Origin of the sequence: Marinobacter sp. ANT_B65, from assembly GCF_002407605.1 — a bacterium.
In the GTDB taxonomy this organism is placed as follows: domain Bacteria; phylum Pseudomonadota; class Gammaproteobacteria; order Pseudomonadales; family Oleiphilaceae; genus Marinobacter.
This window is the reverse complement of sequence record NZ_NXGV01000001.1, coordinates 1,258,474-1,272,011: the sequence shown is the minus strand read 5'-3', so window position 1 is coordinate 1,272,011 and position 13,538 is coordinate 1,258,474. Positions and strand designations below refer to the sequence as shown.

Below are 13,538 nucleotides of genomic sequence, written 5' to 3'. Positions count from 1 at the left end.
CGGGGGAAACTGCTAAACTTTTGATACTGGCCAGAACTCATATTACGGAGCACTGAATGCACATCCAAGATACACCATCCGAACCGACAGATGATTATGTGCCTGAGCGCCGGGAGTTTTACCGGATCGAAGACCGGATTGGCCTGAAGATCCATAAGCTGCAGCCATCAACTGGCGTCAGTGAAGCCTCCTTTGATGACGACCACCTCGAAAATCTGGAGGCAGAGTTCAGGCGCCTGGACCAGGACATCAAATCCCAGCTTGCCAGCCTGGCAGATCAGGATCGCTTGCTCACAGGACTCGTAAAGTCCCTGAACAGCAAGCTGGACACGCTTGCGCGCATTATGGCCTTTCAGCAAAATCCCTTGCAACCTGAGGACTGGCAGGAGGTAACCCTGAGCGAGGGCGGCCTGTCATTTTGCGCAAGCCCGCAAGCATGGAAGGCCGGCGACAGGCTTACCCTTCACATGACTCTCCCACCTGAACTTTCCCGGCCCCGAGCCGTCGCCCAGGTTCTGGATGTTCAGGTTGATGGAACAGGCAGGACAAGGGTTCATACCGGTTTTGTCCGGATTCACGACAGAGACCGTCAGCAAATCGCCCGACATGTGATGCGTTATCAAATTCGCCAGCGACAAAAAGAGTAGACTGGCGAAAACATGTGACTTTTACCCGAATTTCTCGGATATTACGTTTTATCCATGTCACCGGAGTAAGTGCCGGCGGCCTCAGTATTAGTGGAGAACCATCAATGACAGTAAAGCGAGCCCTGACGGGGACACTGGCAACGGCAATACTACTTACCCTGACTCCGGCTTCCGGTGTATTGGCCGAAGAGCTTCGCGTTCCCGTTGGCAGCCAGGCCGACAGAAGCCAGGAAAAACTGCCCCGGACCGGACTGACACAGGCATCAGTGCGGGCCTCATGGGGGCAGCCGGCAAAAGCTGAAGGCCCCGTCGGACAGCCACCGATCAGCCAATGGCACTACGATAATTTTGTGGTCTATTTTGAAAATGACCGTGTTATTCACTCGGTACTGAAACACCAGCGCTGACATTATCAAGCATTGTGTTTCCCCGCCCGTCAGCCAGAATACACACCCTGACGGTATGCCGCCCTCTATAAAGAATGGCGGCTTTTGCAATTTTAAGGTGACTGTAAAGTGACATCCCTACGCGTGTTGCCCGCTGAGTGGGCGCCCCAAAGCGCCGTTATACTTACCTGGCCCCACCCCGGTACTGACTGGGCAGGGAGTCTTGACAAGGTTGAGCCGGTATTCCTTGAAATCGCCCGCTCAGTTCTGCGCTTCGAACACCTGGTTATCAGCTGTGAACACGTTGTCAGATTGCAGGATCTGGAACGGGACCTTAATGCCTGGGCCAACCAGCAAGGCCTGCCAGGGCGCGTACAGGCCGTGCCGGCTCCCGCAAACGATACCTGGGCCCGCGATCACGGCCCGATTACCATAACCACAGATGAAGGGCCTGCCCTGCTGGACTTCCGCTTTAACGCCTGGGGCGGGAAATTCCCCTGGGAGAAGGATGACGCCCTGAACCGGCACCTCGCCAATTTCGGAGTGTTCGGCACCACACCCATGCAGCCTGTGGATTTTGTGCTGGAAGGAGGCTCCATTGAATCGGATGGGGAGGGAACACTGCTCACTACCAGCGAATGCCTGCTGACTCCGACGCGCAACGCCTCCATGGATCGTGGAGCCATTGAACAACTGCTGTCTGAAATACTGGGGGCAGACCGCATTCTCTGGCTTAATCACGGTTATCTTGCAGGAGACGATACGGACAGCCACATTGATACGCTTGCAAGGTTCTGCGCTCCGGACCACATATGCTACGTAACTTGCCCGGATGTCGCTGATGAGCACTACAGCGCCCTGGCTGCCATGGAAGAGGATCTGCGGGAATTCCGGCAGCGCGATGGCTCACCTTACAAGCTGACGCCACTGCCCTGGCCCGACCCGGTTTTCGGCGATGATGGCGAACGCCTCCCCGCAACCTACGCCAACTTTCTCATTATAAATGGCGCAGTATTGTTACCGGTTTATAATGCACCCCAGGATAAAGAAGCGATCAGAATTATCAGCCAGATATTTCCCGAACGCGAGATTATTCCCATTGATTGTCGCGCCCTGGTGCAACAACATGGCAGCCTGCACTGCGTCACCATGCAAATTCCCCAAGGAGTAGTTTCTTTATGAGCAACAACCCTGGCAAGCATCCGCTTTCGGGCCAGCTCGTAATTGCGGCTATTCAGCAGGCATGCAGTGAAGACAAGTCAGCCAGCCTGGCGACAACAGAAATGCTCGTTCGCAAAGCAGCTGCAGGTGGCGCTCAACTGATCGTTCTGCAGGAACTTCATGCAACTCAGTACTTTTGCCAGACTGAGGACACAAGCATATTCGACCTGGCCGAGTCTATTCCCGGCCCCACCAGCGAACGGCTTTCGGATCTGGCCCGTGAACTGGGAGTTGTTATCGTCGGCTCCGTTTTTGAGCGCCGCATGAACGGTGTCTATCACAACACCGCCATCGTCATCGAAAACGACGGATCCATAGCCGGGCTGTATCGCAAAATGCACATTCCGGACGATCCAGGTTTCTACGAGAAGTTCTATTTCACCCCCGGAGATGCCCAATTTAACGATGGCCGCAGCGGGTTCTCCCCCATCGAAACTTCAGTAGGCAGACTGGGCGTTCTCGTATGCTGGGATCAATGGTACCCGGAAGCGGCCCGCCTGATGGCACTGGCGGGCGCAGAGATACTGATTTACCCCACAGCTATTGGCTGGGATACGACCGACGATCAGGATGAACAGGCACGCCAGCTGGAGGCCTGGGTAACCGTTCAGCGCGGCCACGCAGTTGCCAACAACCTGCCTGTCGTAGCTCCCAACAGGGTTGGCATCGAACCAGACCCGACAGGGCAATCCGCTGGCATTCATTTCTGGGGGAACAGCTTTATCTGCGGCCCTCAGGGGGAATTTCTGGCCCGGGGCGATGAGAGCACTGAGTGCATTCTGAGTGTCACCCTTGATCGTCAGAGAAGCGAATCGATCCGCCGCATCTGGCCATATCTGAGAGACCGACGCATCGACGCCTATGGCGATATTCTCAAAAGAGTAAGGGACTGAGCCCGGAATGAAAAATCTGGTAGACACTGTTGTTACAGAACTGAACCAAATCCTGCTTGGAAAAGAGCGTCAGGTTCGCCTGGCCCTGTGCGGACTGCTTGCCAAAGGCCATCTGCTGATTGAAGACATCCCCGGCATGGGCAAAACAACACTGTCCCACGCATTGGCCAAAATCATGGGACTCAGCTACCAACGTATTCAGTTCACCAACGACCTGCTGCCCGCTGACGTACTGGGCTATTCCATGTACGACAAACAGGCTGGCAGCCTTTTATTTCATCCTGGGCCAATTTTTGCCCAGGTTGTACTGGCGGATGAAATAAACCGGGCCTCGCCACGAACCCAAAGTGCGCTGCTTGAAGCCATGGAAGAGCGTCAGGTCTCCATTGAGGGCGAAACCCGCCCGTTACCACACCCTTTCTTCGTGATAGCCACCCAGAATCCGACCGAACAGGGCGGCACCTACCCTTTGCCGGAATCTCAGCTCGACCGGTTTCTGATGCGCATCCGGCTTGGCTATCCGGACCCCAGGGCCGAGCGAGAACTACTGGAAGGCGAAGACCGCCGTATAATGACGGACCGGCTCAGCACACTGCTTTCCGAAGCCAACCTGGTAAAACTCCAGGATGAGGTAAATCGCGTGACTGCCAGCCCTGCCCTCCTGGACTACATTCAGCGCCTGCTGGAGCAGAGTCGCCGTATGCCAGGATTAGTCTATGGCCTGTCACCCAGAGCCGGGCTTGGATTACTCAGGGCCACGAAGGCCTGGGCCCTGATGGAAGGCCGGCACCACGCCTTGCCAGACGATATTCAGGCAGTGTTCCCATCGATTGCCGAGCACCGTCTCGAACAGGGCGAATCCGGCAAAAGCGCAGAACGCGTGCGACAACTGTTGGCCAATGTATCTGTACTCGCATAACCGGAGGACAGATAGCAAAGCTTTATCAATGGAATTGACCAAAACAAATGGCAGCCCGCTGCTTTCGTGATAGCCTTTTCATCTTCCCGCATTACTGGCTCTGAAAAAGCCTGACACGCACCGATTTAGTGAGAGACACCGATGAGCGAAACCAAACATTCCCGGCTGATCATCCTCGGCTCCGGCCCTGCCGGATACACTGCAGCAGTTTACGCCGCCAGAGCCAACCTGAATCCGACACTGATCACCGGAATCGAAGTCGGCGGCCAGCTCACGACCACCACCGACGTAGACAACTGGCCCGGCGACAACGACGGCGTTCAGGGTCCGGAGCTTATGCAGCGCATGCAAAAACACGCTGAGCGCTTTGAAACCAGTATCGTTTACGACACCATCAACGAAACTGACCTGCAGCAGCGTCCCTTCCGGTTAAAAGGCGACAGCGGCGAGTACACCTGCGACGCCCTTATTATCGCCACAGGCGCATCTGCCATGTATCTCGGCCTTGAATCCGAAGAGCGCTTCAAGGGCCAGGGCGTTTCCGCCTGTGCGACCTGCGACGGTTTCTTCTACAAAAAACAGAAAGTCGCCGTCATCGGTGGCGGTAACACCGCTGTCGAAGAAGCCCTGTATCTGTCCAACATCGCCGCGGAAGTCACCCTGGTTCACCGCCGCGACAGCCTGCGCGCCGAGAAAATCCTGCAGGACAAGCTTTTCGAAAAGGCCGAAAACGGCAACGTCAACATCGTCTGGAATCACACCCTCGATGAGGTACTGGGAGACAGTACCGGCGTAACCGGCATGCGCATCAAAAGCATGGATGACGGTTCCACGCAGGACATTGACCTTGCTGGCGTGTTCATCGCCATCGGACACAAGCCAAACACCAGCCTTTTCGAAGGCCAGTTGGATATGGAAAACGGCTACCTGAAAATCAACTCCGGCTTACAGGGCATGGCCACCCAGACCAGTATTCCGGGCGTATTTGCTGCTGGCGACGTAGCCGACCACGTATACCGTCAGGCCGTCACTTCCGCCGGCTTTGGTTGCATGGCCGCTCTGGATGCGGAAAAATTCCTGGATCATCAGGATTAAGATAAACAGGGAAAAGGCAGGATGACCTCACTACCCTGGCTCGACCCAGACCAACTATGGTTCCCCCCAGCCGAAGAAGCCCTCGACGACCCCGATGGCCTCCTCGCGCTGGGCGGCGACCTGTCCACAGAACGCCTGATCCTTGCATACCGCAGTGGCATCTTTCCCTGGTATAGCGACGATCAGCCCATACTCTGGTGGTCTCCAGACCCTCGCTGCGTGCTCTTCCCCGAAGACATCCATATCTCTCGAAGCCTGCGCCGAACCCTCAACCAGGGACGCTTCCGGGTCACCACCGACCAGGCTTTCAGCCGCATCATCCGCCTGTGCGCCTCCACCCGAAGCGAAGGTACCTGGATAACCGACGACATGATCGCCAGCTATTCCGAACTTCATCACCAGGGAGTTGCGCACTCCATTGAAGTATGGAACCAGAATGGCGATTTGGCTGGAGGTATGTACGGGCTGGCCATGGGCCAGTGTTTCTTCGGCGAATCCATGTTTTCTCTGGAAACGAACGCCTCAAAAGTCCTGATGGTTCATCTGGCCCATCAACTGCAGGACTGGGGTTATCGTCTGATGGATTGCCAGGTAGAAAGCGACCACCTTCTGACTATGGGTGCATGCACCATACCCAGAAGTAAGTTTTTATCTATAATCGGTACATACGCAGACCGGAAACCGGATCAGACCGACTGGACACTCCATTGGCAATGGCGCGGGCGGGAGGCTTGAATGAGTAGCCTGAGAACCTTGGTATTTTTTGCAACACCGGCGCACGATTGCAGTTACCTTCCTGATCGTGAAGCGACAACCATGTTTGTCGATCCCCGGGCCCAAATTGATAAAAAACTTTACAGCCAACTGACATCACTGGGCTTCCGACGTAGCGGATCCCACTATTACCGGCCCCACTGCGAAGCATGCAACGCATGTATTCCCGTAAGGCTGAACGTAACCGACTTCCAGCCAGACCGCAGTCAGCGCCGGGTTCTGAAAAAAAACAGCGATGTGGAGTGCAGACTTGTACCTGCAGTCTTCGATGAAAATTATTACAGACTTTATGCCAACTACGTGGAGCTACGGCATAAAGACGGCGACATGTATCCACCCTCGCGGGAACAGTTCACGTCGTTTCTCGTTGAAGGTGCTATGGACTCCTGGTTTCTGGAGATGCGGATAGACGGAGCCCTGATAGGCCTTGCGGCTATAGATTCCCTGGATGACGGGCTCTCAGCCATATATACGGTATTCGACCCGACCTATGAACATCGAAGCCTGGGAACCTTTGCTGTTCTCTGGCAGATCGAAGAGACCAGGCGGCGTAACCTGCCCCACCTTTATCTGGGCTACTGGATAAAGCAATGCAGAAAAATGAATTACAAAACCCGCTTCAGACCCATAGAAGCGCTACGTAGTGGCCAATGGCAGACAATAGATATCGCTTAGCGCCGGCTTTTGGTTGAAAATAGCCTGTTATAAGGCAATAAGGCGCCTTTTCCAGGTTCTACGTACTAACTCACTTTGCCAAACGCCTGAAAATCAGGCAGAATTGCGCAATTTAAAATTACGGAAAGTATTCCAAAAGAGGTTTCTACTGAATGGCGAAATCAGATGTCGTTGAAATGGAAGGTGTTATTCTTGATACCCTTCCGAATACCATGTTTCGGGTTGAGCTGAGCAACGGACACGTTGTGACTGCTCACATCTCTGGCAAGATGCGTAAAAACTATATTCGTATCCTGACTGGCGACAAGGTTAAGGTTGAACTGACGCCTTATGATCTGAGCAAAGGCCGGATTGTTTACCGCGCCCGCTAAGGCAACAGCGACGTCCGGGACACATAAAAAAACCGCTGCATGAATGCAGCGGTTTTTTTATGGGCGAAATTTCCGCCCAGCCTGCACACCGGTCAAACGGCTTCCGCAGGCTCATCCTCATAGTCAAAAACCAGATCGTCATCCTTGAGATGGACAAAAACATCGCCGCCCTTCTCGGATAACCTGCCAAACAGGATCTGCTCAGCAAGCGGACGCTTGATCTTATCCTGGATCAGGCGCGACATCGGGCGAGCCCCCATAGTGACATCATAACCCTTGTCAGCCAGCCACAGCTTCGCAGCATCATCCACGTGTAACACCACGTGTTTCTCATCCAGCTGCGCCTGCAATTCGGTAAGGAATTTATCCACAACATGGGTGATGGTTCCCCGCTGCAAATCTCCGAACTGAATAATGCTATCCAGACGATTGCGAAACTCAGGTGTGAAGGTCTTGCTGATAATCTCCATACCATCACTGCTGTGATCCTGCTCGCTAAAGCCCATCGAACGCCGAGCCATGCTTTCAGCTCCCGCATTCGTAGTCATCACAAGAATAACGTGGCGGAAATCAGCTTTGCGTCCGTTATTATCGGTCAGAGTACCATGATCCATAACCTGCAATAACAGATTGAAGACCTCCGGATGCGCCTTCTCGATTTCGTCCAGCAACAGCACACAGTGCGGATGTTTGTTTACAGCTTCAGTTAACAGACCACCCTGATCGTAGCCCACATACCCCGGAGGAGCACCTATGAGCCTGGACACCGTATGGCGCTCCATATACTCGGACATGTCGAACCGAACCAGCTCAACCCCCAGCGCCTTGGCCAACTGCTTGGTTACTTCTGTTTTACCAACGCCTGTGGGCCCGGCAAACAAGAAAGAACCTTCCGGTTTTTCCGGCGCCTTCAGGCCGGCACGAGCCAGCTTGATTGCCATAGACAAAGACTCAATGGCCGGATCCTGCCCGAACACCACCATTTTAAGATCCCGCTCCAGATTACGCAGAAGATCCTTGTCGCTGGTGGAAACATTCTTCGGTGGGATACGGGCAATTTTGGCGACCACATCCTCGATTTCCGGAACATCGACCGTTTTCAGGCGTTTGTCCTCAGGCATAAGACGCTGACGTGCACCAGCCTCATCGATTACATCAATAGCTTTATCCGGCAGGTGACGATCCGTGATGTAACGATCCGCCAACTCTGCTGCCACGCGCAATGCTCTGTCCGTGTATTTCAGATCATGATGTTTTTCGAAGTTCGGCTTCAGCCCTTTGAGAATCAGATAGGTATCCTCAACACTGGGCTCATTCACATCAATCTTCTGGAAGCGACGGGCCAGCGCGCTGTCTTTCTCGAAAATACCCCGGAATTCCTGGTACGTGGTGGAACCGATACACCGGATCTCTCCCGAGCTCAACATAGGCTTGAGCAGGTTTGAGGCATCCATCACGCCGCCAGAGGCAGACCCTGCCCCTATAATGGTGTGAATCTCATCAATGAATAATATTGCGTGTTTTTCTTTCTTCAGATCAGCAAGCAGCCCTTTGAGTCGTTTCTCAAAATCACCACGGTACTTGGTCCCTGCAAGCAGAGCACCAAGATCCAGAGAGTACACCACGCCATCGGCGATGATGCCAGGCACCTCACCATCAACAATACGTTTGGCCAACCCTTCAGCAATAGCTGTTTTACCCACACCAGCTTCGCCAACCAGTAAAGGGTTGTTTTTGCGCCGGCGTACCAGTATCTGCACCACACGCTCAACTTCATGCTCGCGGCCGATAAGAGGATCAATACGACCCTGACGCGCCTGTTCATTCAGGTTCGTTGCATAGTTTTCAAGAGGCTTGGGCGGTGCACCCTCATCAGCAGCCTCATCGTGAGAAATCTGCTCGTGACCATCCTGATCTTCCGCTCCCTGTACACGGGAAATCCCATGAGAAACGAAATTAACGACATCAATCCGTGCAACACTCTGTTTTTTGAGCACGTACACAGCCTGACTTTCCTGCTCGCTGAAAATAGCGACCAGAACATTGGCTCCGGTAACCTCTTTCTTACCCGAAGACTGCACATGAAACACAGCACGCTGAAGCACTCGCTGGAAGCCAAGTGTTGGCTGGGTCTCGCGCTCATCGTCACTGCTTGGAATTAAAGGTGTTGTGGAGTCCACAAACTCGATCAGCTCATCATGGAGTTGCTTGAGATCTGCACCACAGGCTTTGAGAACGCCCACCGCCGATTCATTATCCAGCAAAGCCAGCAATAAATGCTCCACTGTCATGAATTCATGACGCTTGTCGCGGGCACTTTTGAAGGCCGTATTCAGCGTAATTTCAAGATCTTTGCTCAGCATGGGCCACCCCGCCGTCTGTCAGTCTGCACATTCAATCTCGCAAAGGAGCGGATGCTCGCATTCCGAGGAATACTGGTTTACCTGTGCCGCCTTTGTTTCCGCGATGTCCCGGGTATAAACCCCGCATACCGCTTTTCCCTGCGTATGGACGAGCAGCATCACCTGTGTCGCCTTTTCTTCATTCATTCCGAAGAAGGTCATTAATACATCCACAACAAAATCCATGGGTGTGTAATCATCATTCAGAAGCATCACCTTGTATTGAGACGGACGCTTCAGCGCAGGTTTTTCGGGGGCAACGCTGAGGTCATCATGACGCCCAGGCTGTTCATCCTCCCCCTGATTTAATACTAGTAGAGAATTTTCGATAGTCCGCATCATTCTTTACCGGTTATCGGTGCCTTTCATCAATGTGGTTGCCTGGCCCCGGGATTTCAAGTGAGACACCAACCCCGGGATGAGATATTTACTTATACGGTCATGATACCGCGTCCGGACTGCCTTCAACCACACATTAACGTAACAGAAGCTATTGACTCGACTCCGGGTTTCGTCGACAGTTAGTCCGTAGTGTTAAATAATGTAAATACATGAGACATTCATGTAACAGAGTCCGGCACAAATGCGATACCAGGCCCGGTCAGCGCACGGAACAACAACAAGTGACAGTAAAAGTACAGGGGAGTTCATTATGCCAAGAGGCAAAGTCAAGTGGTTCAACAATGCCAAAGGGTACGGTTTCATCATAGAAGATGGCTGCAGTGACGACCTGTTTGCCCACTTTTCATCGGTTCAGATTGACGGTTACAAGACACTGAAAGCCGGTCAGATAGTCAATTTTGACAAAAAGCCCAGTGATAAAGGTGTACACGCGGTCAACATCGTACCCGAAGAAACGGCCAGCGAGCAGCCCCAGGTGGGCACTACAGATACTCAGGAGCAATCAGCTGAGCCTGATGACGCAGACCGCGGCGATGCACCCCCGCGTGCAGCCAACGCCTGAAGAAACCATAGAGCAGGCCGAACACATATGAGCCAGCCTGCCGGGCTGAACCCGGCGGGTTGAGTTTGTCTGCATTCAACCGAAGCCCAGGGCCGGATCAGGCCTGCGCTTTCAAATATCGCGTTTTCTGAGTACCCTCTAACCCTGATTCCAATTCCAAGGCCCGGGGAGCCGCCATGGCCGATCTCATCCTTTTCAACAAGCCCTTCCAGGCGCTCTGCCAGTTTACAGATGAGCGCGCCGCCGGACAAAAACCCCGAGCCACTCTGGCTGACTGGATTCGTATTCCTGACATCTACCCGGCCGGGAGACTGGACTACGACTCGGAGGGCCTTCTGCTGTTAACCAGTGACGGCGCGCTGCAGCATCGAATTGCATCGCCGGCCCTGAAGATGCCAAAAACTTACTGGGTTCAGGTAGAAGGCGATATTTCAGCAAGCGCAATAAGAGAACTCTCTACCGGCGTCAGGCTTAAAGATGGCCACACCAGGCCGGCACAGGCCCGCAAAATACCAGAGCCGGAACTGTGGCCAAGAGTCCCGCCCGTCCGCCGGCGCGATACGGTGCCCACCAGCTGGATTGAGCTGATCATAACTGAGGGGCGCAACAGACAGGTACGACGGATGACCGCTGCTGTCGGTTTTCCGACACTGAGATTAATCCGCTATCGTATCGGCGACTGGACCCTGGACGGCCTTGAGCCGGGCAAATACCGGAGAATATCCGTCAACCTGCCAGCAGCCACCCAAACTGAAAAGCACCCTGCGCGCGCCCGACCTGCCAGAGCCAGGATGCAAAGGAGAATCCGAAGATCATGATCTGGACACCCCATGCCACGGTTGCTGTGGTTGTAGAAGATGAGCTTGGTCGTTTTCTGATCGTTGAAGAACGCAGCAGCGGGCAAATTGTATTCAACCAGCCTGCAGGGCACATTGAGGAAGACGAGGCAATTCTGGACGCCGTGCGCAGGGAAGCTCTGGAAGAAACAGGCTGGGATATTGAGCCGGAAAACTTTCTGGGCCTCTATACCTACAAGGCGCCGGCAAACGGCATAACCTACTATCGCTTCTGCTTTACGGGCAAAGCCCGCCGGCGGGTAACAGAAGAACTGGACACTGGCATAATCGCTGCCCACTGGCTATCTCTGGAAGATATTCGTGAGCTGGGCGACAGAGTCCGTAGCCCACTGGTTATCAGAAGTATCGAAGATTACCGGAAGGGACGCTGCTATCCTCTGGACGTGATCACAGACTCGCAGACGTGACCAGCACAAAATGGTAAACTCCCGCGTTTTGAACCGGTGCCCCGACTTGCCATGACAAATCCATCTCCCGAAGCCCGCCTCCCGGAAAACACTCACGTAATCGTCGGCATGTCCGGCGGCGTCGATTCCTCGGTTGCGGCCTGGTTACTCAAAGATCAGGGATACCAGGTCGAAGGCCTGTTCATGAAGAACTGGGACGAAGACGACGGTACCGAATACTGTACCGCCATGACCGATCTGGCAGATGCCCAGGCAGTCGCAGATGCCGTCGGCATCAAACTCCATACGGCAAGCTTTGCTGCGGAATACTGGGACCGGGTATTCGAGCACTTCCTGTCTGAGTATCAGGCCGGGCGCACACCTAATCCGGACATCCTCTGCAACAAGGAGGTCAAGTTCCGGGCGTTCCTGGACTATGCCCTCACACTCGGAGCAGACTACATCGCCACCGGGCACTATACCCGTCAACGCCCCCTTGCGGATGGTTCAGGCAGGGCCCTGTTGCTGAAAGGCCTTGATGGCAACAAGGATCAGAGTTACTTCCTGCATGCAGTTTCCGGTGAACGCATCGCCCGTACACTGTTCCCGGTCGGAGAGCTGGAAAAGCCGGTAGTTCGCCGGATAGCTGAACAGCAGGGATTTGTCACTCACGACAAGAAAGACTCCACCGGAATCTGCTTTATCGGCGAGCGCAAGTTCAGCGACTTCCTCAAACAATACCTGCCGGCACAGCCAGGTGATATCGAAACTCCGGAAGGGCAGGTAATCGGCCGGCATCAGGGCCTTATGTATCACACTATTGGCCAGCGCCAGGGCCTTGGCATTGGTGGACTCAGCAACTTCGGAGACGATCCCTGGTACGTTGCCGGAAAAGACCTTGAGCGTAACGTGCTGACCGCTGTCCAGGGCAAGCACCACTCACTGCTGTTCTCCCGGGGACTGCTATCCGATCCGGTTGACTGGGTCGCGGGCGAGGCACCGGCAAGCTCTTTCCGTTGCAAGGCAAAAACCCGCTATCGGCAGCCTGATCAGGATTGCGAAGTCACGGTTATCGAAGGAGGCGTCAAAGTCGTTTTCGATGAGGCCCAGAGGGCCGTCACACCCGGACAGTCTGTCGTTTTCTATGATGGCGAAATCTGCCTGGGGGGAGCGGTAATTACCGAGACATGGCGTGACGACCAGGCCCTTCCCGCCCGGCTTGCTCTCACATCACGCTCTTCTCATGATCAGGAATCAAGCCAATGAGCCGTTCGCTTCACGATCAGACACTGGCGTTAGCGGGCGTATTCCAGGCCGCCAATCTGGTTCAACAGATCGCTAACAACGGACACTGCAACGAAACCAGCCTGGAAACCTGTCTGCGATCACTGTTCGCAACAAATCCGGCGACCACGCTTGATGTCTATGGCGGTGAACTGACTGACGTGCGCGAGGGACTGGTTACGCTCTCAACAGTTATGAGCGAACAGAGCAAACAACAGGATATCGAGGTACTTCGCTACGTACTGAACCTGATTCACCTGGAGTCAAAGCTCAACCGGAACAACGACATGATGGAAGTGATAGGCAGCCGTATAGAGCAGGCCCGCCATACCGCCAGCCACTTCGGTTATGTCCATACAAACCTGATCAGTAACCTGGCTTCTATCTACACGGATACCATCAGCACTTTCCGTCTGCGCATTCAGGTAAGCGGCAACCCATCGCTACTGCAACGAGACGAAAATGCTGCCAAAGTCCGGGCACTACTGCTAGCAGGCATTCGCTCTGCCGTGCTCTGGAGACAAACCGGTGGCCGCCGCTGGCAACTGATTCTATCCCGCCGCAAGGTGATCCAGCATGCGCGGGAACTTGCGGAGCAAGCGAACCGCTCATTTGATTAGTAACCCGTTACCACTGATTCACCGGCGGTGCTGGTGTATCATAT

The 13,538-nt window shown here is 54.2% G+C and carries 16 protein-coding genes; 14 read left to right on the top strand and 2 right to left on the bottom strand.

Features of this window, described 5'->3' with window-relative positions:
* The first annotated feature begins 56 nt into the window (after positions 1–56).
* The 9 genes from CPA50_RS05980 (at position 57) to infA (ending at position 6,981) form a co-directional block, all read left to right on the top strand.
* A complete protein-coding gene (locus CPA50_RS05980) occupies positions 57–647 on the top strand; it encodes a PilZ domain-containing protein (RefSeq protein ID WP_096781512.1) in 591 nt (196 codons plus the stop codon).
* 104 nt (positions 648–751) lie between these two features.
* Positions 752–1,054: a hypothetical protein gene (locus tag CPA50_RS05975; RefSeq protein ID WP_179397157.1), complete on the top strand. Its 303-nt coding sequence runs from the start codon at positions 752–754 to the stop codon at positions 1,052–1,054.
* A gap of 108 nt (positions 1,055–1,162) precedes the next feature.
* Positions 1,163–2,215, top strand: a complete 1,053-nt coding sequence (locus CPA50_RS05970; protein ID WP_179397156.1) for an agmatine/peptidylarginine deiminase — start codon at positions 1,163–1,165, stop codon at positions 2,213–2,215.
* Complete coding sequence (locus CPA50_RS05965) at positions 2,212–3,147, top strand: carbon-nitrogen hydrolase (protein WP_096781511.1); 936 nt, start codon at positions 2,212–2,214, stop codon at positions 3,145–3,147. The genes CPA50_RS05970 and CPA50_RS05965 overlap by 4 nt, the downstream gene beginning before the upstream one ends.
* 7 nt (positions 3,148–3,154) lie before the next feature.
* Positions 3,155–4,066 (top strand): AAA family ATPase, encoded by a 912-nt coding sequence (locus CPA50_RS05960; RefSeq protein ID WP_096781510.1) that lies wholly within the window; start codon positions 3,155–3,157, stop codon positions 4,064–4,066.
* Positions 4,067–4,207: 141 nt separating this feature from the next.
* The gene (trxB, locus tag CPA50_RS05955; RefSeq protein ID WP_096781509.1) at positions 4,208–5,161 is read left to right on the top strand and encodes a thioredoxin-disulfide reductase; all 954 of its coding nucleotides are present in this window, start codon (positions 4,208–4,210) and stop codon (positions 5,159–5,161) included.
* Positions 5,162–5,182: 21 nt separating this feature from the next.
* Positions 5,183–5,896, top strand: a complete 714-nt coding sequence (gene aat / locus CPA50_RS05950; RefSeq protein WP_096781508.1) for a leucyl/phenylalanyl-tRNA--protein transferase — start codon at positions 5,183–5,185, stop codon at positions 5,894–5,896.
* Positions 5,897–6,610 carry an arginyltransferase gene (locus CPA50_RS05945; RefSeq protein ID WP_096781507.1) on the top strand — a complete coding sequence of 238 codons (714 nt, stop codon included), beginning with the start codon at positions 5,897–5,899 and terminating at the stop codon, positions 6,608–6,610.
* Positions 6,611–6,762: 152 nt separating this feature from the next.
* Positions 6,763–6,981: a translation initiation factor IF-1 gene (gene infA / locus CPA50_RS05940; protein ID WP_096781506.1), complete on the top strand. Its 219-nt coding sequence runs from the start codon at positions 6,763–6,765 to the stop codon at positions 6,979–6,981.
* Positions 6,982–7,073: 92 nt separating this feature from the next.
* Here infA and clpA read toward each other — a convergent pair whose 3' ends face one another.
* Together clpA and clpS are read right to left on the bottom strand one after the other, a co-directional pair.
* Positions 7,074–9,344, bottom strand: coding sequence for an ATP-dependent Clp protease ATP-binding subunit ClpA (gene clpA, locus CPA50_RS05935; protein WP_096781505.1), 2,271 nt, complete (start codon positions 9,342–9,344; stop codon positions 7,074–7,076).
* An 18-nt stretch (positions 9,345–9,362) separates the two neighbouring features.
* A complete protein-coding gene (gene clpS / locus CPA50_RS05930; RefSeq protein WP_096781504.1) occupies positions 9,363–9,722 on the bottom strand; it encodes an ATP-dependent Clp protease adapter ClpS in 360 nt (119 codons plus the stop codon).
* A gap of 313 nt (positions 9,723–10,035) precedes the next feature.
* On the opposite strand from clpS, the gene CPA50_RS19835 reads away from it, so the two are divergent.
* The 5 genes from CPA50_RS19835 (at position 10,036) to hflD (ending at position 13,494) form a co-directional block, all read left to right on the top strand.
* Complete coding sequence (locus CPA50_RS19835) at positions 10,036–10,347, top strand: cold shock domain-containing protein (protein WP_096781503.1); 312 nt, start codon at positions 10,036–10,038, stop codon at positions 10,345–10,347.
* 176 nt (positions 10,348–10,523) lie between these two features.
* Positions 10,524–11,165, top strand: a complete 642-nt coding sequence (locus CPA50_RS05920) for a pseudouridine synthase (RefSeq protein ID WP_096781502.1) — start codon at positions 10,524–10,526, stop codon at positions 11,163–11,165.
* The gene (locus CPA50_RS05915; RefSeq protein ID WP_096781501.1) at positions 11,162–11,611 is read left to right on the top strand and encodes an NUDIX hydrolase; all 450 of its coding nucleotides are present in this window, start codon (positions 11,162–11,164) and stop codon (positions 11,609–11,611) included. The genes CPA50_RS05920 and CPA50_RS05915 overlap by 4 nt, the downstream gene beginning before the upstream one ends.
* A 51-nt stretch (positions 11,612–11,662) precedes the next feature.
* Entirely contained in the window at positions 11,663–12,856 is a 1,194-nt protein-coding gene (gene mnmA / locus CPA50_RS05910) for a tRNA 2-thiouridine(34) synthase MnmA (RefSeq protein WP_096781500.1), read from the top strand.
* Positions 12,853–13,494, top strand: a complete 642-nt coding sequence (hflD, locus tag CPA50_RS05905) for a high frequency lysogenization protein HflD (protein ID WP_096781499.1) — start codon at positions 12,853–12,855, stop codon at positions 13,492–13,494. The genes mnmA and hflD overlap by 4 nt, the downstream gene beginning before the upstream one ends.
* Positions 13,495–13,538: the final 44 nt, after the last annotated feature.

What these genes read in the sequence shown, in the direction of transcription:
- CPA50_RS05980 (WP_096781512.1), top strand. Translation starts at nt 57, where the DNA reads ATGCACATCCAAGATACACCATCCGAACCGACAGATGATTATGTGCCT.
- CPA50_RS05975 (WP_179397157.1), top strand. Translation starts at nt 752, where the DNA reads ATGACAGTAAAGCGAGCCCTGACGGGGACACTGGCAACGGCAATACTA.
- CPA50_RS05965 (WP_096781511.1), top strand. Translation starts at nt 2,212, where the DNA reads ATGAGCAACAACCCTGGCAAGCATCCGCTTTCGGGCCAGCTCGTAATT.
- CPA50_RS05960 (WP_096781510.1), top strand. Translation starts at nt 3,155, where the DNA reads ATGAAAAATCTGGTAGACACTGTTGTTACAGAACTGAACCAAATCCTG.
- trxB (WP_096781509.1), top strand. Translation starts at nt 4,208, where the DNA reads ATGAGCGAAACCAAACATTCCCGGCTGATCATCCTCGGCTCCGGCCCT.
- aat (WP_096781508.1), top strand. Translation starts at nt 5,183, where the DNA reads ATGACCTCACTACCCTGGCTCGACCCAGACCAACTATGGTTCCCCCCA.
- CPA50_RS05945 (WP_096781507.1), top strand. Translation starts at nt 5,897, where the DNA reads ATGAGTAGCCTGAGAACCTTGGTATTTTTTGCAACACCGGCGCACGAT.
- infA (WP_096781506.1), top strand. Translation starts at nt 6,763, where the DNA reads ATGGCGAAATCAGATGTCGTTGAAATGGAAGGTGTTATTCTTGATACC.
- clpA (WP_096781505.1), bottom strand. Translation starts at nt 9,344, where the DNA reads ATGCTGAGCAAAGATCTTGAAATTACGCTGAATACGGCCTTCAAAAGT.
- clpS (WP_096781504.1), bottom strand. Translation starts at nt 9,722, where the DNA reads ATGCGGACTATCGAAAATTCTCTACTAGTATTAAATCAGGGGGAGGAT.
- CPA50_RS19835 (WP_096781503.1), top strand. Translation starts at nt 10,036, where the DNA reads ATGCCAAGAGGCAAAGTCAAGTGGTTCAACAATGCCAAAGGGTACGGT.
- CPA50_RS05920 (WP_096781502.1), top strand. Translation starts at nt 10,524, where the DNA reads ATGGCCGATCTCATCCTTTTCAACAAGCCCTTCCAGGCGCTCTGCCAG.
- CPA50_RS05915 (WP_096781501.1), top strand. Translation starts at nt 11,162, where the DNA reads ATGATCTGGACACCCCATGCCACGGTTGCTGTGGTTGTAGAAGATGAG.
- mnmA (WP_096781500.1), top strand. Translation starts at nt 11,663, where the DNA reads ATGACAAATCCATCTCCCGAAGCCCGCCTCCCGGAAAACACTCACGTA.
- hflD (WP_096781499.1), top strand. Translation starts at nt 12,853, where the DNA reads ATGAGCCGTTCGCTTCACGATCAGACACTGGCGTTAGCGGGCGTATTC.